General features: G+C 43.6%; 17 protein-coding genes. 13 read left to right on the top strand and 4 right to left on the bottom strand.

Translation table 11 applies throughout. The features are described 5' to 3' along the window. Nucleotides 1-309 precede the first annotated feature (309 nt). Nucleotides 310-1,128 carry an exodeoxyribonuclease III gene (locus ACWM1W_RS14925; RefSeq protein WP_034705448.1) on the bottom strand — a complete coding sequence of 273 codons (819 nt, stop codon included), beginning with the start codon at nucleotides 1,126-1,128 and terminating at the stop codon, nucleotides 310-312. A gap of 41 nt (nucleotides 1,129-1,169) precedes the next feature. On the opposite strand from ACWM1W_RS14925, the gene pyrE reads away from it, so the two are divergent. Both pyrE and ACWM1W_RS14915 read left to right on the top strand, forming a co-directional pair. After that, the gene (gene pyrE, locus ACWM1W_RS14920) at nucleotides 1,170-1,820 is read left to right on the top strand and encodes an orotate phosphoribosyltransferase (protein WP_034705445.1); all 651 of its coding nucleotides are present in this window, start codon (nucleotides 1,170-1,172) and stop codon (nucleotides 1,818-1,820) included. 417 nt (nucleotides 1,821-2,237) lie between these two features. Beyond that, on the top strand, nucleotides 2,238-2,549 hold the full coding sequence (locus ACWM1W_RS14915; RefSeq protein WP_004781472.1) for a hypothetical protein: 312 nt from the start codon (nucleotides 2,238-2,240) through the stop codon (nucleotides 2,547-2,549). A gap of 120 nt (nucleotides 2,550-2,669) precedes the next feature. Here ACWM1W_RS14915 and ACWM1W_RS14910 read toward each other — a convergent pair whose 3' ends face one another. After that, a complete protein-coding gene (locus ACWM1W_RS14910) occupies nucleotides 2,670-2,864 on the bottom strand; it encodes a DUF3565 domain-containing protein (protein WP_005232702.1) in 195 nt (64 codons plus the stop codon). Nucleotides 2,865-2,971: 107 nt separating this feature from the next. On the opposite strand from ACWM1W_RS14910, the gene ACWM1W_RS14905 reads away from it, so the two are divergent. Together ACWM1W_RS14905 and gshB are read left to right on the top strand one after the other, a co-directional pair. Further along, nucleotides 2,972-3,718 carry an IS5 family transposase gene (locus ACWM1W_RS14905; protein ID WP_261634917.1) on the top strand — a complete coding sequence of 249 codons (747 nt, stop codon included), beginning with the start codon at nucleotides 2,972-2,974 and terminating at the stop codon, nucleotides 3,716-3,718. 135 nt (nucleotides 3,719-3,853) lie between these two features. Continuing rightward, nucleotides 3,854-4,801, top strand: a complete 948-nt coding sequence (gene gshB / locus ACWM1W_RS14900; protein ID WP_034703620.1) for a glutathione synthase — start codon at nucleotides 3,854-3,856, stop codon at nucleotides 4,799-4,801. Nucleotides 4,802-4,841: 40 nt separating this feature from the next. On the opposite strand, the gene ACWM1W_RS14895 is transcribed toward gshB, so the two are convergent. Then, nucleotides 4,842-5,987, bottom strand: a complete 1,146-nt coding sequence (locus ACWM1W_RS14895) for an MFS transporter (protein WP_448765251.1) — start codon at nucleotides 5,985-5,987, stop codon at nucleotides 4,842-4,844. A 468-nt stretch (nucleotides 5,988-6,455) separates the two neighbouring features. Between ACWM1W_RS14895 and murG the strand changes: the two genes are divergently transcribed. From murG to lpxC, 7 genes are all read left to right on the top strand, one after another. Further along, entirely contained in the window at nucleotides 6,456-7,553 is a 1,098-nt protein-coding gene (gene murG, locus ACWM1W_RS14890; RefSeq protein ID WP_340810478.1) for an undecaprenyldiphospho-muramoylpentapeptide beta-N-acetylglucosaminyltransferase, read from the top strand. Between the two features lie 12 nt (nucleotides 7,554-7,565). Continuing rightward, complete coding sequence (murC, locus tag ACWM1W_RS14885; RefSeq protein ID WP_341120504.1) at nucleotides 7,566-9,014, top strand: UDP-N-acetylmuramate--L-alanine ligase; 1,449 nt, start codon at nucleotides 7,566-7,568, stop codon at nucleotides 9,012-9,014. A 53-nt stretch (nucleotides 9,015-9,067) separates the two neighbouring features. Beyond that, nucleotides 9,068-9,997 carry a D-alanine--D-alanine ligase gene (locus tag ACWM1W_RS14880; RefSeq protein WP_312085897.1) on the top strand — a complete coding sequence of 310 codons (930 nt, stop codon included), beginning with the start codon at nucleotides 9,068-9,070 and terminating at the stop codon, nucleotides 9,995-9,997. A 3-nt stretch (nucleotides 9,998-10,000) separates the two neighbouring features. Next, nucleotides 10,001-10,855, top strand: coding sequence for a cell division protein FtsQ/DivIB (locus ACWM1W_RS14875; RefSeq protein WP_448765252.1), 855 nt, complete (start codon nucleotides 10,001-10,003; stop codon nucleotides 10,853-10,855). Nucleotides 10,856-10,926: 71 nt separating this feature from the next. After that, nucleotides 10,927-12,189 (top strand): cell division protein FtsA, encoded by a 1,263-nt coding sequence (gene ftsA / locus ACWM1W_RS14870; protein ID WP_341120509.1) that lies wholly within the window; start codon nucleotides 10,927-10,929, stop codon nucleotides 12,187-12,189. A 159-nt stretch (nucleotides 12,190-12,348) separates the two neighbouring features. Continuing rightward, nucleotides 12,349-13,536: a cell division protein FtsZ gene (ftsZ, locus tag ACWM1W_RS14865; protein ID WP_341120510.1), complete on the top strand. Its 1,188-nt coding sequence runs from the start codon at nucleotides 12,349-12,351 to the stop codon at nucleotides 13,534-13,536. 126 nt (nucleotides 13,537-13,662) lie between these two features. Beyond that, on the top strand, nucleotides 13,663-14,565 hold the full coding sequence (gene lpxC, locus ACWM1W_RS14860) for a UDP-3-O-acyl-N-acetylglucosamine deacetylase (RefSeq protein WP_034170289.1): 903 nt from the start codon (nucleotides 13,663-13,665) through the stop codon (nucleotides 14,563-14,565). Nucleotides 14,566-14,664: 99 nt separating this feature from the next. Here lpxC and ACWM1W_RS14855 read toward each other — a convergent pair whose 3' ends face one another. Next, nucleotides 14,665-15,105, bottom strand: coding sequence for a DciA family protein (locus ACWM1W_RS14855; RefSeq protein ID WP_180034010.1), 441 nt, complete (start codon nucleotides 15,103-15,105; stop codon nucleotides 14,665-14,667). A 110-nt stretch (nucleotides 15,106-15,215) separates the two neighbouring features. Here ACWM1W_RS14855 and ACWM1W_RS14850 point away from each other — a divergent pair, with 110 nt between their 5' ends. Continuing rightward, the gene (locus tag ACWM1W_RS14850; RefSeq protein ID WP_034170247.1) at nucleotides 15,216-15,905 is read left to right on the top strand and encodes a M23 family metallopeptidase; all 690 of its coding nucleotides are present in this window, start codon (nucleotides 15,216-15,218) and stop codon (nucleotides 15,903-15,905) included. 350 nt (nucleotides 15,906-16,255) lie between these two features. Next, complete coding sequence (gene aceE, locus ACWM1W_RS14845) at nucleotides 16,256-18,958, top strand: pyruvate dehydrogenase (acetyl-transferring), homodimeric type (protein WP_448765253.1); 2,703 nt, start codon at nucleotides 16,256-16,258, stop codon at nucleotides 18,956-18,958. Nucleotides 18,959-18,960: the final 2 nt, after the last annotated feature.

The raw sequence follows: 18,960 nt of genomic DNA, 5'->3' as shown, positions 1-18,960 counted from the left end.
TCTAAATAATAAGAAAAATAAAAATTTGGGAATGATAGAAAGAGAAAACCCGCATTTAATCATCCTGATCATGCGGGTCTCAATCCAACGTCCAATGTCACATCCATGCAAAACAAGCTAAATCTATAGTCTGTTTTATTTTCGTCCTACGGCGTCCTGTCCTTATGTTGTCGTCCTGACATGTCCTTGTGCCGTAGCGCTATAATGCTATGTTATTACATTGAGATAAACCCAAAAAATACGTCATGTCATGTAAGAGATAAGCCTTAATTGAGTGAACAAATGTTCACTCAATTAAATGATGAGGCTTTATAATTTGTAGTCGATAATCACGGGAGCATGGTCGCTAAACCATTGTTCTTTATAGACCCAGGCATTCAAAGTGCGCTCTTTCCAGTCTGGAGAGCAGGCCTGATAATCAATCCGCCAGCCCACGTTCTTGGCGCGTGCTTGTCCACGGTTTGACCACCAGGAGTATAATTCGGCTTCTTTGCGGACTTCACGGAAAGTATCCACGTAACCGAGTTCATCGTAGATATGATCTAGCCAGGCACGTTCGTGCGGTAAACAGCCCGAGGCTTTCTGGTTGCCCGACCAGTTTTTAATATCAATACGTTTATGCACAATATTATAGTCACCGCAGACAATCACCGATTTATTTTCATCGCGCCACTGTTTCAGGATTTTTGCATATTCTTCCAGAAAGTGATCTTTACGTGCCTGCGCTTCATCTCCCGAAGAACCTGAAGGTAAATACAGGGAACAGATATGCGCTGTTTTTTCCAGACCCAAGTCAAATTCTGCCGAGATAAAACGGCCTTGAGAATCAGCTAGTTCAAAACCCAGCCCATCGGTAATCGAAACAAAAGGCAGACGGCTGTAAATCGCTGTACCGGCATAACCCGGACGCTCGGCAGGGAACAGGTGAGTATACCAGCCTTCAGGCTTGAATTTGTCAGTCCACTGCGCATGGGTAATCCGGCTTTCCTGCATGCAGATCACATCGGCATCAGACTGTTCGATCCACTCTAACAAGCCCTTGCTGACAGAGGAACGTAAACCGTTGACATTAATTGAAACGACACGAAGAATTTTTTGATCACCTGGATAGCTACTCTTTGGTATCATGCGCAAGTCTTACCCTTAATTAATGGATTTAGGAGCACCTCATGTCAACGCCAGCTCAGTTTAACCCGCAAGCTTTTATCGAACTCGCATTATCACGTGGTGTGCTTAAATTTGGTGAGTTTACTTTAAAATCAGGACGTGTGAGTCCTTATTTTTTTAATGCTGGCTTGCTCAATGACGGTGAAGCCTTGTCATTACTGGCTTCTGGCTATGCTGCAAAATTAACTGGATGTGACAATGTTGAAGTGATTTTTGGACCAGCATACAAAGGCATTCCTTTTGTAGCAGCTACAGCAGTGGCACTGTCTCAAAATCATGGAGTAAGCGTGCCGTGGGGCTTTAACCGTAAAGAAGCCAAAGATCACGGTGAAGGTGGTGTGCTGGTAGGTGCTTCAGTGGAAGGGAAAAAAGTCTGGATCATTGATGATGTGATCACAGCTGGTACTGCGATTCGTGAAGTGGTCACTATCCTGAAAAATGCTGGTGCACAAATTGCAGGTGTACTGGTTGCTCTTGACCGCCAGGAAAAAGGCCAAGGTGAATTATCCGCCATTCAGGAAGTGCAAAAAGAACTAGAAATCCCAGTACATGCACTGATTACAATGAAAGATTTAATGAATTACCTAGATGCAAAAGGTGATAATGATGCATTGGCGAAGATGGAAGCTTATCGTGTGAAATACGGAATCTAAGACCTGATTCACCAGATAAAAAGTAAAGTCTTAGTAATCTAAGGCTTTACTTTTTATGGGAAGAAAAATTCTGTTCAGGCGACTGTATTTGAAAGAAATGATAAGATAGAAATTTTGATCTAGATAAACTTTAAATTCGATAAGTTGTATTATCTTCTTCAAAATTAAATTCTATCTAAATATTCTTCTCAATATATAAATCTTGATCAAAATTTTTCTATCAAAAAAGAACAATATTTTTAAAAGAAACTCATTAAAGCATGAATTAAACCTCATAAAGTCTCTTTACAAATAAAATGAATAAGATAGTTATGATCATTGTTTAAAAATTGTAATCCGTCTATATTAAAATAAACATTAAGTAATTAATTATAAGAATTTCATAATTTTAATTAATTTAAAATAAGAGTGCTAGGAATGGATTACTGGAACAGTGTTTTATTTGTATCGATTATAATGGTGGTAGGTTTAGCCATTATTGTCATGCTAGTGGGCTACAAGATGTGGAAAAACCTAGTGGTGACTTTACTAATCTCTACAACAATTGGTTTTCTGATTATATGTACTATTAACTTTATCTTTGGGGAAAATTTGCATTTGCCTTGGATTCCCGATCAGAGCTGGCATCATAAAATCACCTTGGAAATTGCCCTGATGAGTTTACTGATTGGTGGGGTCAGTACCTTTATTATTATGCTGGGAACCATGATTTCGAAAAATAATCGTTAAATTATAAAATTAGATGCATTTGCAAACAAGGTATTATTATTTTTTATTCAGGTTTTTAATCAATTTTATGTCAAGATAAAATACTTATGGTGAGTATATACTGATTTGATTTAGAAGATATTAATCCTCGTGTATTTCACATTTTTTGCAGTCCAATAAGACGCCTAGTTTTTCTTTGCGGCCTTGTTCAGTCATGACCCAGGGACGGTTTTGCCAAGGGGGATCATGCCGCACATGCTGACCATGACCACAGGTCAGTTCAGCGACCCAATGATTTTCTTCATCCAGATGAAAGCCGACAATTGCCTGCTGCATGATAAATGCTCTTGTTGATTAAAGTATTTAGGGTGTGTTGACACTTTTAGCTTAAAAAATAGCGAAGTAGTAAAATCAAATCGCCAAACCCAATTTTACTATTCGCTATGCCTCGTACCATGCTGACAGATCAACACTGGCAAAAGTTGAAAACTATTTTGCGTAATTTATCTATTCATCACAACTCAAACTTACGTAATTTTATTGAAGCTATTCTCTATAGAATTAGAACAGGCTGTCCGTGGCGAGATATTCCTTCCTATTTCGGTCAATCAAACTCTATTTTCAAACGTTTTAATCGTTGGTCAAGCAGTGGTAAGTTACTTAGATTATTCAAATTATTAGCATCATGCCCCGATATGGAGTGGATTTTTATTGATGGCTCTCACGTACGTGCTCATCAACATTCTGCCGGTATAGCGAATCAATCCATTTCTAAAAGTGTAGGAGGAAACTCCTCAAAAATACATTTGATTGTTGATGCAAATGGCAATCCTGTTGATTTCATGATTACCGATGGAACCACACATGACGTCAAAGTTGCACCTGATTTAATATCAACATTAGACTTAAAAGAGACAAAAGTGGTCTGCGCAGATAAAGGCTATGATTCAGAACCACTGCGTGAACAGATCAGAAAAACAGGGACAAAAGCGAATATACCAAAGAAAATAAATAGCCAATCGAACAATGATCATATGGACTGGTATTTATATAAAATCAGGCATTTAGTTGAAAATATGTTTTGTAGATTAAAGCAATTTAGAGGAATAGCTACCCGATATGACAAGCTCAAAAGAAATTATCAAAGTTCTGTTGCCTTAGCCTGTATATTTTTATGGTTACCTTTATAGGTTTAATTATGAACAGTAAATGTCAACAGACCCTAAGCATTTATACAAAATTAGTCATGCAAAATCACCATAAACAAAAGAAACTGCACAGGCTATACTCCTTGCTAATGTATTTTTAAGAAAGAGCACACAGACATGCGCGTACTTGTTGTGATGGATCCCATCGAAAATGTAAACCTGAAAAAAGATTCAACCATGGCCATGTTATGGGCAGCTGCACGCCGTGGACATGAACTCGGTTATGCATTACAGCAAGATTTATATATCGAGCAAGGTAAGGCCTTTGGTCTGATCTCGCCTTTGCAGGTATTTGAAGACTATAACCATTACTACGAACTGGGTGAAAAGAAAAAAGAGTCGATTGCGGCTTATGACGTGGTGCTGATGCGTAAAGATCCGCCATTCGATATGAACTTTGTTTATACCACTTATATTCTGGAACAGGCAGAACGTGAAGGAGCATGGATTATCAACAAACCGCAAAGCCTGCGTGACTGCAATGAAAAGCTGTTTGCTACTCAGTTCCCGCATCTGCAAGTTCCGACTTTGGTAACGTCGCAACAAAGCCTGATCCGTGAATTTTTAAAAGAACATGTCGATGTGATTGTAAAACCATTGGATGGCATGGGCGGTACCGGAATTTTCCGTCTCTATCAGGATGGTATTAATATCGGCTCTACTATTGAGATTCTGACCAACAATGGTAACCAGCCGATTATGGCACAGCGTTATATTCCTGAAATTGTAGAAGGGGATAAGCGTATCCTGATGATCAATGGCGAACCAGTACCGTATTGTCTGGCCCGTATTCCGCAAAATGGTGAAGTGCGTGGCAATCTGGCAGCAGGTGGTTTAGGCCAAGCGCGTCCATTAACTGAGAATGATAGAGCTATTGCAGCGCAAGTTGGTCCTTATCTCAGAGAAAAAGGCTTGGTATTTGTTGGTCTGGATGTGATTGGCAATTATGTCACTGAAATTAACGTGACCAGTCCAACCTGTATCCGTGAAATTGATACCCAGTTTGGTACCTCCATTGCAGATGACCTGTTTGATGTACTGGAAGCCGGTCTGGATCAAGCCTAAGCTTCCAATAATAAAAAAGAGCCTCATCTGAGGCTCTTTTTTATTGGGCATAACGCTTGAATAAAAGCAAGGTCATTAAGATTCCTAATATAGAAAGGCTGGCGGTAACGGCCGCGATATAGGCCCAATTCTGTGTGATCGAAACCAGTGCTGCGCTCAAAGGCGGCACAAAAAATTGAGCACAGGCTGAAAGCTGTAAAACCAGATCCACACTGGCTGCTGCGGCATTGGCATGCGGGGCATGCTGCAAAGTAATGGCAAAAACAGTGGTGGGGATAATTCCACCAATCAGTGAAAAAAGTACAGCACTTATAAACTGTAAGTCGAACATGAGCCATGAACTGGCTGCAAAAGCCAGAAAGCTGCTGCACAGCATGGCTGTAAATCCGGTACTGAATAGCGTCTTGGGTTTCCAGCCACGTTGTAACAACATACCTGCACCAAAAGTGCTGCCCAGATTGGCAAGTACCACGATTGAAACCAAAATGCCTGCAACTTTTAAATCAATACCGTGTTCGACGTACATGCTGGGCAGGAACCCGGTCACGGTAATCCACTGACTGGTATAACAGGCAAAAATAATAGCTAAACACAGAATAGGTGGATGGGTGAGGGTAACTTTGAAAATCTGCCAGAATGAAGTATTTGATGGTGCTGAATGAGTAGTTGTGTTGGGTGTAAATGTGGCTGAATCTATTTGTAGGTATCGTTTAATGATGCCTGCAATAATCAAGCATAGACTGCCGAGAATGGCCCAAATATTTTGCCAGTTCAGGTATTCGAGTAAAACAGGAATACTAAAAACAGCCAGACTGACACCCACGCCCATATAGGAACTCCAGAGTCCCATTTTAAAATTCAGTGTTTCAGGCCGGCTGATCCGTTTTACAATTGCAGGCGCACACAAGGAAATAGTTAAAAATCCAATCCCTTCGGTAAAGCGGAAGAAATATAAGGCTGTGGCATGCTGAATCCAGAGGCCAGCGATACTGCTCAGTCCTAAAATGGTTAATGCCAAAATCAGGCAGCGCTTTAACCCCACTTTTTCCGAAAAAGCACCAATACAAAGGGCAAACAGCATCCCAGCCCCTTGCACTAAAGATAGAGAAAACCCGGCTTGTGTAAAACTTAAGCTTAAATCCTGTTGCAGAATGGGAATAACAGCAGACAGTTTACCGACATGCATGGCCGCCAGATAACCGGCTAAAATAATCTATAAGTCACGAATTGATATTTTTGACATCTATAATGCTTGAATCCATTTAAGGAATATACAGATCAATTTGAAAAAATTTATTTAGATATAGGGATAACATAAAATTTTATTCAGATTTATATGATTTAGGCATAAGTTAATAGGATGAATTAAATAGAAAAATAGCCAGTAAGTAGTGAAAAAATGTATAGATTTAGGGAATGACTATAAAAAGATTAAATGAAAAATATTCAAAAATTATGCTGATATTTCACTTAAGTCTAAGGAAAAATGCAGACCTTATAATAAAACTAGTTTAAACTTCAAATTAGTATGAAAAAAACAATGAAACGCTTGTTGAAATAAGGTAAATAAACTTTCAAGGGCAAGCGTTTGTGATTACAATTGATGACTTAAATTAGACCTCCTGTTTCATTTTTAAAATTGAAGAATTAGACCGTGACCGACGCTCAGCAAAAACAGCCTAAACATGTCATGATGATGGCCGCAGGTACGGGTGGACATGTGTTTCCAGCGTTAGCCGTTGCAAAAGATTTACAACAACAAGGAATCGAAGTGTCCTGGTTGGCAACACCAGCAGGCATGGAAAACCGATTATTAAAAAACCATAATATTCCAATTTATCAAATCGATATTCAAGGTGTGCGTGGCAATGGTTTTGTGCGTAAAGCCTTGGCCCCCTTTAAAATTCTAAAAGCCACTCTTAGTGCCATGAAGCATATGAAACAGCTCAAAGTCGAAGCTGTTGCAGGCTTTGGCGGTTATGTGGCAGGACCGGGTGGTCTGGCAGCGCGGATCTTGGGTATTCCTGTGATTATTCACGAGCAGAATGCAGTCGCGGGTTTTACCAATACCCAGTTGTCACGGGTCGCTAAAATAGTATGTCAGGCTTTTCCTGATACTTTTCCGGCACAAAATAAAGTGGTGACCACTGGGAATCCGGTACGTAAAGAAATTACAGAAATTTTAAATCCGTCCTGGCGTTATCAGGAGCGGGAAAAAGCTGGCCAGCCGCTACGAATTTTAATTGTTGGTGGTTCACTTGGGGCACAAGCCTTAAATGAACGCGTGCCGGAAGCCTTGAAACAGTTGAATGTGCCGTTAAATGTCTATCATCAGTGTGGTCAAAATCATGCTGAAGCAACGCGCGCACGTTATGCAGACAAACCAGCTTCCTTGCAGGTTGAAGTTCAGCCTTTTATTGAAGATATGGCCCAAGCCTATAGCGATGCCGATCTGGTCATTTGCCGTGCCGGTGCACTGACGGTTACTGAAATTGCAACTGCTGGCGTAGCTGCAATTTTTGTACCGCTACCAAGTGCGGTTGATGACCATCAGACTGCGAATGCCAAATTCCTGGCCAATCAGCAGGCAGCCAAAATCTGCCCACAGGCCACTTTGACGCCAGACAGTTTAAAAACCTTATTAGAGCCGATGCTTGACCGTCAGGTATTGATGGAAATGGCGGTAAAAGCACGCCGTCAGGCTCAACCCGATGCGACCCAGCATGTGGTCCGTTTAATTCAAGAATTGTAATCCGAGTAAATTATGTCTCCAGTAACCCCAGCAGACCAAGCAAAGAAATTAATTAAAGTCCCGGAAATGCGCCGGATCAAGCATATCCATTTTGTAGGGATTGGTGGTGCAGGGATGTGCGGGATCGCGGAAGTACTGAAAAACCAGGGGTATAAAGTTTCTGGTTCAGACATCAAAGCCTCTAAAACTACGGCTCAATTAGAAGAAAATGGTATCAAGGTCTATATCGGCCATGCAGCCAGCAACATCAAAGGTGCCAATGTCATCGTGTTATCTACCGCGATTGATAAGGAAAACCCGGAAATCAAGGCAGCCCTTGAAACCCGTACACCGGTAGTCCGCCGTGCAGAAATGCTGGGTGAGCTGATGCGCTACCGTCACGGGATCGCGGTTGCAGGCACTCACGGTAAAACCACAACCACCAGTCTGATCACTTGTATGTTAGCAGAAGAAAATCTGGATCCAACTTATGTGATCGGCGGCTTGCTGAACCGTACTGGTGTGAATGCCGCTTTGGGTGCGAGCCGTTATATCGTGGCAGAAGCCGATGAGTCAGATGCATCATTCCTGTATCTAGAACCAATGGCTGCCGTGGTAACCAATATTGATGCTGACCATATGGATACTTATGGGGGTAGCTTCGATGTCTTGAAAGACACCTTTATCCAGTTTCTGCAAAAACTGCCATTCTATGGTTTGGCGGTTGTGTGTGGTGATGATGCCAATATCCGTGAAATCATGCCGCGTATTGGTCGTCCATTACTGACTTATGGTTTTAATGAAGACAATGACATTCGTGCTGTCGATGTTGTACAGGAAGGTATGCGCAGCCACTTTACCGTATTACGTAAAGATCGTGAGCCGCTACGTGTTACTGTAAATCAACCGGGTCTGCACAATGTACTCAATGCGTTGGCTGCAATTGGTATTGCGACAGATGAAGGCGTATCCGATGCAGCTATTTGCCGCGCACTGGAAGGCTTTAGTGGCGTAGGTCGTCGTTTCCAGGTACAAGGCCAATTCGAGCTTGAAGGCGGTGATGTGAAACTGGTCGATGACTATGGTCACCATCCAAAAGAAGTAGAAGCCACTATTAAAGCCGCTCGTGCCAGCCATCCAGATCGCCGTCTGGTGATGATGTTCCAGCCGCACCGTTTTAGCCGTACCCGTGACTGTTTTGATGACTTCGTAGAAGTGCTTTCACAAGTCGATCAACTGCTCTTACTTGAAGTGTATCCGGCAGGGGAAAAGCCAATTGTAGGTGCAGATAGCCGTGCATTGGCTCGTAGTATTCGTTTACGTGGGGAAGTTGAACCAATTCTGCTTGATCCGGTTGAGGGGAACCTGAGCCAAGTGATGAAAAAGGTATTGCAAGCAAATGACTTGTTATTAACCCAAGGCGCAGGTAATGTTGGAGCAATCTCAATCGAACTTGCTCAAAATCATTTATATGTAAAGTAAAATAGTCATGTTATGACTAATTGAACAGATTCAAAAAGTTTAAGGATATAAACGTGTCAAATGCTTCAAAATTCGGAAAAGTTGCCGTATTGCTGGGTGGTAAATCTGCAGAGCGTGAGGTTTCGCTAGATAGTGGAACCGCCGTACTTGAGGCATTAGTGCGTTCTGGGATCAATGCAGAAGCGTTTGATCCACAAGAGCGTAGTGTTACCGAGCTGGTAAATTACGATCGTGCGTTCGTGGTATTGCATGGTCGTGGCGGTGAAGACGGCCAAATTCAGGGTGCACTGGAATGGTTGAATATTCCATATACCGGTACAGGCGTACAGGGTTCTGCCATTGGTATGGATAAAGTCAAAACCAAACAGGTTTGGCAGGGTTCAGAATTACCTACTGCGCCATACCGGATCGTGACCAAGAACTCGAATGCGCAAGAAATTGTATCTGCTTTAGATTTACCGCTGATCATTAAGCCTGTGCATGAAGGTTCGAGTATTGGCATGAGTAAAGTTGAAAAAGTAGAAGACTTTGCCGATGCGATTGCCAAAGCCACTGAACATGATGCCGTGGTTATGGCAGAGAAATGGATCACAGGTCGTGAATTTACCATTGTGATTCTGAATGGTCAGGCCCTACCTGTCATTCGTCTGCAACCTCCAGAAGATGTGGCTTTCTATGACTATGAAGCTAAATATCAGCGTAATGATGTGGAATATGGCATTCCATGTGGTTTGAGCGAGTCTGAAGAGAAAGAATTGCAAGCCTTGGCTCTACGTGCTTTCCAGGCAGTGGGTGCAAGTGGCTGGGGCCGTATTGATGCAATGCAGGATGAGCAGGGCAAGTTCTGGTTACTGGAAGTGAATACAGTTCCAGGTATGACCAGTCACTCTCTGGTACCAAAAGCGGCTGCAGCAATTGGCTATAGTTTTGATACGCTCTGTGTAGCGATTCTGGAACAAACATTAAACGGTGCGGCACACTAAGTTATGGCTCAACTCCCAGCAACCATGCGCCGTAAACGTGCTGCGATTACCTCAATTCACGACAAGCCGCCGACACGCAAAGAGAAACTGACCAACCTGGGTGGTTGGGCCTTGTTGTGTGTCGCGCTGGTGGTGCTGGCTTTTGGGATTTTTGGCCTGTACAAGGTGATGACTGATGCTCAGGTAGCAGAGCTGAAAGTGGCAGGAACGCGTTCAGCAGCTGAAGAGCGCCAGGTGATGCAGTACGTATCACCGATTGTGACTGAAAACTATTTCACTTCGGACCTGGAATCGATTCGTGACCGCGCACTGGAATTGTCCTGGGTGGACCGTGTGGTGGTATCTCGTGCCTGGCCAGACAAGATTCATGTCCGGGTAATGCCGCATCATGCTATTGCCCGATGGGGTACAGGACGACTGCTGAGTGATAGTGGCATTATTTTCACTGAAGTCAGTCCTAAAGATTATTCAGCTTTACCGTTGCTGCATGGACCCTCTACTCATGCAAATACCATGATGCGACGTTATAATGAAATCAACCAGTTATTTTTACCACAAGGTATTCGTTTAAAAGAATTATATTTAACTGAACGAATGACATGGTTTATGCAGTTTGATTCAGGTTTGCGTGTGATTGTCGATAAAGACCAGACCATGAGCAAATTGCAACGTTTGAGTCATCTGTCCTATAGCGAACTAAAACCGGTATGGTCAAAAATTTCAGCGATTGACCTGCGTTATCGTAATGGATTGGCGATTCAATGGAAAAATTCAATTCCGCCTAAAATTGTAAATGGTCAATTTATTGTAACCATTAATGACACGGGCATTGAGAATAATGTAACAGTAAAGCCATAATGACCGGCTTTAAAAACTAGAGGCCTTATAAAGCCATAAATCTAACAAACACGTAATGGTAGTAGTTAATAATGAGTGAAGCTGTTCCCTCGGTTGTGGCGATTGACATTGGGACACACAAAGTTTCAGTTTTGATTGGTAAGGTACACGCGCCAGATAATATCCAAGTGGTTGGGATGGCGACCGCTCGTAACCGAGGCATGAATAAAGGAAAAATTGTCAGTCTCGATAAAGTCATTACCGCCATTAAAAACGCCGTACAAGAAGCGGAAGATATGGCTGAATGTCGTGTGCATTCTGCGTGGATTTCGATCCCAAGTGCTGAATTAAAAAGCTTTTATGCCTCGGGTCGTACCACCATTGATAATAGTGAACATTCAATTACGACCAGTGAAGTGGTGCGGGCACTTGAGCTGGCCAAAGCCAGTCATGTCACCTCAGATCACTATCTGGTCAGTGCGGTGCCTTTAGGCTTCGAGCTGGACGATGCACCGGAATGGGTACTCAACCCGATCCGTATGTCGGCACATAGCATGACCGGGCATTATCATTTGATGATGTTACCGATCAGCACCATGCAGAATATTGACCGCGCTTTAAAAGGGGCCAATATCGGTGTGGAGAAAATGGTGGTGTCCTGTCTGGCTACCGCTGAAGCCAGCCTGCTCAAAGATGAAAAAGAATATGGCGTGTGTCTGGTGGATATCGGTGCGGGAACCACCAATGTCGCTGTTTATCTGGATGGCCGTCTGGCGCTAACCCATACCATTCAGCGTGGTGGTGAACATGTCACCCGTGATATTGCAGCGGTTTTACAGACGACCACAGAAGAAGCAGAACGTCTGAAATTGCTCTATGGCTGTGTTGACCTGAAAGTGGTTAAACCAGAGCATATGATTCAGTTCCAGGGCATTGATGGACCACAAACTATCAGCCGGATTGAACTGACTGAAATTATCATGGCACGTTATGAAGAAATCATGGGTCTGGTGCGTGATGAACTGGTGAACCATGGCGCAATGCAGGGCCTTTATCATGGTGTGGTGCTGACTGGTGATGCCAGTCAGATTGAAGGTATGGTCAGCTTTGTACGTCGTACCTTGGGTGTGTCCGCGCATCTGGGCAATCCGCCAGTACAGGTCTATACGGATGAACAGCACCAGGCAGCTTTACGTCGTTCCCAGTACGCAACAGTGGCTGGTTTGCTGATGTTTAGCCAGAGTGATACCCAAGAAACCCTCGTTGAAACCGAAGACGGGGACAAATTATCAGTAACACAGCGCATTAAACGGGCATGGTCAGGTTTTAACGAAACGTTAAAAGCGATCTTTTAAGCGATTTTTATTGTGAATATTGTTGAGAAGTTGTAGTTAATCGGGCTTGTACTTGACAAGTGCCTGCTTGAGCAGCATTCTTAAAAACAATTTTTATCAAGATTAAGGCAGTATACGGGCTTAGTGACTGCCAATTATGAATTAGGAATTTTATAGGTCATGGCCTCATTTGAATTTTTCGAAGAAGATCATAGCGATAGCAATGGTCAAGCCCGTTTCACTGTATTTGGTGTAGGTGGTGCGGGTGGTAATGCTGTACAGCATATGTTGCAGTCCGATATCCAGGGCGTAAAGTTCGTCTGTGCCAATACAGACAAACAGGCACTGGATCGCATGGAAGCCGAATTTAAAATTCAGCTGGGCGAGCAAAGTACACGTGGTCTGGGTGCTGGAGCAAATCCACAGGTCGGTCAAGCGGCAGCAGAAGAAAGCCGTGAACTGATCCGCCAGCAGCTTGAAGGTACCGATATGGTATTCGTTACTGCCGGTATGGGTGGCGGTACAGGTACCGGTGCTGCGCCAGTCGTTGCTGAAATTGCCAAAGAAATGGGCATTCTGACTGTTGGTGTCGTGACTACGCCATTCAACTTTGAAGGTAAACGCCGTTTGCAATCTGCCGAGAAGGGGATTGAAGCGCTAGAACAGCACGTAGATTCTCTGATCATCATTCCAAACCAGCGTCTATTGAAAGTCTTTCGTGATATTTCAATGAAGGATGCGTATAAAAAAGCGGATGATGTACTGTTGAATGCAGTACGTAGTATCTTTGATCTGGTGGTACGTCCTGGTCACATTAACCTTGACTTCGCCGATCTGAAAACTGCAATGAGTACGCGTGGTTATGCCATGATGGGTGTAGGCTTGGGGCGTGGTGAAAACCGTGCACGTCAGGCAGCAGAGCAGGCGATTCGCAGCCCATTATTGGATAACGTCACCATCATGAATGCTAAAGGTATTCTGATTAACGTGACTGGCGGTGATGACGTAACCTTCGGTGAAATTGAAGAAATTACTGATGTTGTAAACCAGATCGTGGATCTGGACGAAGGTCAGGTCTTCTACGGTACAGTATTTGATCCAGATGCTCGTGATGAAATTAGTGTAACGGTGATTGCGACTGGTTTGACTCGCCATGCTGCAGATTCGGTTGAGCCGACTAAACGCGCGAATGTACAGGCAGCACGTCCATCATCATCACAGGCAGTAGTTGAAGATGATGATGTACCGGCAATTCAGCGCCAGCAAAATGAAGCAAGTGCAGCAGCTAATCCTGCAGCTTCAGTTTCTAGTCCGCGTCCAACGCCAATGAGCATCCAAGATTATCTTAAAAATCAACAGTGTAAGTAATATGTAACAGCATGTGTTTACGATGATTGCACAGAAAAGGTGGCTTTAGAGCCACCTTTTGTTTTTTATCAATGGCCAAATATGCTAACGTATAGCGGTTTTATTGGTGAACAGATGATAAAAAGCATGTTGAAACAACGTACCCTGCAACGTATCGTGAAAGCGAGCGGAATCGGTCTTCATAGTGGGCAGAAGGTTATGATTAACTTTGTGCCACACCACGCCGATGGGGGCATTGTGTTTCGTCGTATTGATCTGGATCCACCTGTCGATATTCCTGCGGATGCCCTATTGATCCAGGAAGCCTTCATGTGTTCAAATCTGGTTCAGTCAAATGCCAAAGTCGGTACGATCGAGCATGTGATGAGCGCCATTGCGGGATTAGGTATTGATAACCTGATTATTGAAGTGTCAGCTTCAGAAGTTCCCATTATGGATGGCAGTGCCGGACCTTTCATTTATCTGCTCATGCAGGGCGGCTTGCAAGAACTAGATGCACCAAAGAAATTTATTAAAATTATTAAACCTGTTGAAGCTCTGATCGATGATAAACGGGCGATTTTCAGCCCACATGACGGCTTTCAGCTAAATTTCACTATTGATTTTGATCATCCTGCCTTCAAAAAAGAACATCAGTCTGCCAGCATCGATTTTTCTACAGAAACCTTTGTTTATGAAGTCAGTGAAGCGCGTACATTTGGCTTTATGAAAGACCTTGACTACTTGAAAGCCAATAATCTGGCTTTGGGTGCAAGCTTGGAAAATGCGATCGGTGTAGATGAAACCGGCGTGGTCAATGAAGAAGGTTTGCGTTTTTCGGATGAGTTTGTACGTCACAAGATTCTGGATGCAGTAGGTGATTTATACCTGCTAGGCCACCAGATTATTGCTAAATTTGATGGCTACAAATCAGGGCATGCTTTGAATAATCAACTATTGCGTAACGTGAAAAGTGACCCAAGCAGCTATGAAATTGTAACATTTGATGACGTAACTCAATGTCCAATTAGTTATGTAACTGTGACATAAGTCCTTGTCTTTGTGTCTTTGTGTTATAACTTAGCCGCATCTAATGTGACACCTGTCACATAAAAACAACATTGGAATTTATTACATCTCATTGCAATGTTACTTTTTATTGCTTGCCAAACGTAGTAAAGCTTGGCTAAGCTTAGGGTCGCTTATAAAGTCAGCAGCACCGCGGAGTAATTCCTGTGTTTCTGGACTCAAGGCTCTTTCAGATTTTTCTGGAATCGGTTGAACGGGGGATGGATTCCTTAAGCAAACCTGGATTTTAGTGAGATCTTTTAATTCGTTTATTTGAGAGAGTTGTGAGATGTATTGCTTTTGAAGATAAGCCAATTGAGAAATCATGGCTTGGTTTTCACCGGTAATCGTTAACACACCATTTTGATAGCAGGCAACTTGCCATTGTTCGGGTTGAGGCAATAGCGGTTGTACGAGTTTCGTAAGTTTTTGCCATGCAGAAACTTGTGATGAGAGAAACGAAAAGTTTCCTGTTTTTATCTGTTTTCTTGTTTTTTGAAAGACGTTGACAGGTTCCGACATACATAATTCCTACATGTTTATGTCTTAATCTTATGCGCTTCTTAAAGTGGATATCAAGGAAGAGATCTTCAAGAAACTCGATTAGCAGTTTAGAGAGGTTTTTTATGCATATGCCTATGCGACGTATCCTATTGGCATTTTCTATTTCGGTTTCAGCTGCTTCAGTAGCTTTTGCAGATTTAGTGGATCTGAATCAACAAGATGCTACACCTGACCGTCTTGAGCAGTTAACACGTACTTTATCGCAGGGTTCTTATACCCATCCTGAAGATATTGATATTCCCGCACAAACCAAATTAAATGTTCAGCTACGTGAAAAACCGGTTGAACTGAATAATCAGACCATTGCCCAAAAATATGGCAATTCTTCATCCAGCAAAGTTGCATCTTCAAATAACCCTTATTCATGGTTAGTGGCTCATCCATTACCAGACATGAAGCGTGTCAGCTCAAATTTTGGCGGCCGTACCATGGGTGGCCGTGCTGAAAATCACTCAGGTCTAGACTTGGCGGCTGCAAGCGGTACACCGATCTACGCAACTGGTCCCGGTATTGTAACCAAATCGGGTTGGGGTACAGGTTATGGTCAGTATGTCGAAATTAACCATGGTAATGGATACCTTACTCGTTATGCCCATGCTTCACGCTTGATTGCACGTGTGGGAGATCAGGTGCAAGCTGGTGATCATATTGCGAATGTAGGTTGTACAGGTCGTTGTACAGGTCCTCACCTACACTATGAAGTAGTAAAAGACGGTCAACGTAAAAATCCTTCAACTTATTTAGCAATGTTGCCTTAAGCATAGCTTTGCTCAAAATAACTGAAATACTTTAATGCGTCTGATACTTGATACTCATAAAAAATCAATCAAACCGCTTTTAAGGCGATTAGGCTGAACATTTCTTCCAGGGAGTAGAGAAGGAGTTCGGTCTAATTGCTTTTAGATATTATATTATCACCGAGAATTATAACTGTCGTATAAAAAATCACCATCATTGACTTCTTTTTGTTACTTTGTGTAATAAAGTGTCAATGGATATTTAGATAATAAATAGTACTCCAGAACCGCATTCAGCCAGAGCCATACCTGCATAAGCCGTAAATATGATACATATAAGTGATCAATTTGGCTTTCAGGAACTGTAGATTATGGCGTTTTATGGAGATACCGACGCTCAAGAAACCCAAGAATGGCAAGACGCTTTTGACTCCGTTTTGCAGCACATGGGAACCGAGCGCGCCGCCTTTTTACTTGAAAAACTTTATCAACGCGCAATTGCCAAACATGTTCCTATTCAGCGTTTAAATACTCCCTACTTAAATACTATTTCTGTAGAAGAACAACCTGCGATGCCGGGCGATCAGGACATGGAGCGCCGTATTCGCGCGCTGATCCGCTGGAATGCTTTGGCAATGGTGCTTCGCGCAAATAAAACCGGTGATGACTTAGGTGGTCACTTGGCCAGCTTTGCTTCATCTGCCACTTTATACGATGTGGGTTTTAACCATTTCTTCCGTGCCAATAACGACAGCTTCGGTGGCGACCTGATTTACTATCAAGGTCACTGTGCACCGGGGATTTATGCCCGCTCATTTTTAGAAGGTCGCTTAACTGAAGAGCATCTGAATAATTTCCGTCGTGAAGTCGGCGGCAAAGGCTTACCCTCTTATCCTCATCCTTACTTGATGCCAGACTATTGGCAGTTCCCGACGGTATCGATGGGTCTCGGTCCAATCATGTCGATCTATCAGGCTCATATTCAAAAGTACCTGATGAACCGTGGCCTGATTAAGGAAGAAGACCGTAAAGTCTGGGCGTACCTGGGCGATGGCGAAATGGATGAGCCGGAAAGCTTGGGTGCGATCTCACTGGCGGGTCGTGAGAAACTGGACAACCTGATCTGGGTGGTGAACTGTAACTTGCAGCGTCTGGATGGTCCGGTACGTGGTAATGGCAAGATCATTCAGGAACTTGAGTCATTATTCCGTGGTGCTGGCTGGCGCGTGATTAAAGTTGTCTGGGGTCGTCACTGGGATCCGCTACTGGATAAAGACAAATCTGGTGCACTCAAAGCGATTATGGAAGAAGCAGTGGATGGTGATTACCAGCGCTACCAGGTGAAAGGTGGTGCTTATGCACGCGCACATTTCTTTGGTAAATATCCAGAAGCAGAAGCTTTGGTCAAAGACCTGAGTGATGAAGATATCGATAATCTGAACCGTGGTGGTCATGATCCATACAAAGTCTTTGCTGCCTATGCAGAAGCGACCAAGGCCAAAGGTCAGCCAACGGTGATTCTGGCGAAAACCGTAAAAGGTTATGGTCTGTCTGATGAAATTGAAGCGGTGAACAAGACGCACCAAATCAAGAAAATGCAGCTGGAATCATTGAAATACGTACGTAATCGTTTCAACTTGCCTTTTACTGATGAACAACTGGAAGAAATTCCATTCTACCGCCCAAGCGAAAACTCGCCTGAAATTAAATATATGAAGGCACGCCGTGAGGCACTGGGTGGTTATCTGCCAGCACGTCGCAAAGAAAGCGAATCTTTACCGATTCCTGAGCTCTCTGTTTTTGATGCTGTGCTTAAAGGTTCAAATGGTAAAGAACAGTCCACCACCATGGTCATGGTCCGCTTAATCTCTGCCTTATTAAAAGAGAAAGCAATCAAGGACCGTGTGGTCCCGATTGTTCCGGATGAAGCACGTACCTTTGGTCTGGAAGGGATGTTCCGTCAATTGGGGATCTATGCAGCGCATGGTCAACAATATACCCCTGAAGATCAGGAACAGTTGATGCATTACCGTGAAGCCAAAGACGGTCATATGTTACAGGAAGGGATTAACGAAGCCGGTGCAATGAGTGCATGGGCAGCCTTGGCGACCAGTTATTCAACCAATAACTTGCCAATGATCCCGATGTACATGTACTACTCAATGTTCGGCTTCCAGCGTATCGGCGATATTGCCTGGGCAGCAGGTGATGCACAGGCGCAAGGTTTCTTGCTAGGTGCAACCGCTGGCCGTACTACTTTAAATGGTGAGGGCTTGCAGCATCAGGATGGTCATTCGCATATTCTGGCCAACACCATTCCAAACTGTGTGTCTTATGACCCGTGCTTTGGCTATGAGCTTGGCGTAATTGTGCATGATGGTCTGCAACGTATGTATGTGAATCAGGAACGTGTGTTCTATTACCTGACCCTGATGAACGAAAACTATGAACATCCACCAATGCCACAAGGTGCAGAAGAAGGCATCAAGCGTGGTATGTATCTGCTGGAAGAAGACGAAAAGGCGACGGTTCAGTTGATGGGTTCAGGCGTTATTCTGCGTGAAGTCATCAAGGCCGCAAAAATCCTGCGTGAGGAATATCAGATTCATGCCAATGTCTGGAGCGTGACCAGCTTTAACGAACTGGCTCGCGATGGTATGGCATGTGAAGAATATAACCGCCTGCATCCATTGGCTGAAGAAGCGAAAGAGCCATGGGTATCTCAGCAGTTACGTGACAAGGACGGTATTGTGGTATCGGCCACCGATCACATGCGCGCCTATAGTGAACAGATCCGTGCCTATCTTCCAGACAGTCGTCCGTTCGTAGCCTTGGGTACCGATGGTTATGGCCGTTCAGATACGCGTGGCAATCTGCGTAGCTACTTTGGTGTCGATGCTGCGCATATTGTCGTGGCAACCCTGAAGAAACTGGCAGATGAGGGTGAAGTCGATGCACGTTTAGTGAAAGACGCGATCTCTAGCTTTGAGTTAGATACTGATCGTCCGGTGGCTTGGGCACCTCAGGCGACTCCTGAATTGCATCCAGTTGCTGACTACAAAGAGGAGAACTAATC

The organism is Acinetobacter sp. TW_SC_4 (assembly GCF_054861205.1).
The sequence above is the reverse complement of the archived record's forward strand: the minus strand, read 5'-3'. Positions and strand labels throughout refer to the sequence as shown.

What these genes read in the sequence shown, in the direction of transcription:
- ACWM1W_RS14925 (WP_034705448.1), bottom strand. Translation starts at nt 1,128, where the DNA reads ATGATACCAAAGAGTAGCTATCCAGGTGATCAAAAAATTCTTCGTGTC.
- pyrE (WP_034705445.1), top strand. Translation starts at nt 1,170, where the DNA reads ATGTCAACGCCAGCTCAGTTTAACCCGCAAGCTTTTATCGAACTCGCA.
- ACWM1W_RS14915 (WP_004781472.1), top strand. Translation starts at nt 2,238, where the DNA reads ATGGATTACTGGAACAGTGTTTTATTTGTATCGATTATAATGGTGGTA.
- ACWM1W_RS14910 (WP_005232702.1), bottom strand. Translation starts at nt 2,864, where the DNA reads ATGCAGCAGGCAATTGTCGGCTTTCATCTGGATGAAGAAAATCATTGG.
- ACWM1W_RS14905 (WP_261634917.1), top strand. Translation starts at nt 2,972, where the DNA reads ATGCCTCGTACCATGCTGACAGATCAACACTGGCAAAAGTTGAAAACT.
- gshB (WP_034703620.1), top strand. Translation starts at nt 3,854, where the DNA reads ATGCGCGTACTTGTTGTGATGGATCCCATCGAAAATGTAAACCTGAAA.
- ACWM1W_RS14895 (WP_448765251.1), bottom strand. Translation starts at nt 5,987, where the DNA reads ATGCATGTCGGTAAACTGTCTGCTGTTATTCCCATTCTGCAACAGGAT.
- murC (WP_341120504.1), top strand. Translation starts at nt 7,566, where the DNA reads ATGTCTCCAGTAACCCCAGCAGACCAAGCAAAGAAATTAATTAAAGTC.
- ACWM1W_RS14875 (WP_448765252.1), top strand. Translation starts at nt 10,001, where the DNA reads ATGGCTCAACTCCCAGCAACCATGCGCCGTAAACGTGCTGCGATTACC.
- ftsA (WP_341120509.1), top strand. Translation starts at nt 10,927, where the DNA reads ATGAGTGAAGCTGTTCCCTCGGTTGTGGCGATTGACATTGGGACACAC.
- ftsZ (WP_341120510.1), top strand. Translation starts at nt 12,349, where the DNA reads ATGGCCTCATTTGAATTTTTCGAAGAAGATCATAGCGATAGCAATGGT.
- lpxC (WP_034170289.1), top strand. Translation starts at nt 13,663, where the DNA reads ATGTTGAAACAACGTACCCTGCAACGTATCGTGAAAGCGAGCGGAATC.
- ACWM1W_RS14855 (WP_180034010.1), bottom strand. Translation starts at nt 15,105, where the DNA reads ATGTCGGAACCTGTCAACGTCTTTCAAAAAACAAGAAAACAGATAAAA.
- ACWM1W_RS14850 (WP_034170247.1), top strand. Translation starts at nt 15,216, where the DNA reads ATGCCTATGCGACGTATCCTATTGGCATTTTCTATTTCGGTTTCAGCT.
- aceE (WP_448765253.1), top strand. Translation starts at nt 16,256, where the DNA reads ATGGCGTTTTATGGAGATACCGACGCTCAAGAAACCCAAGAATGGCAA.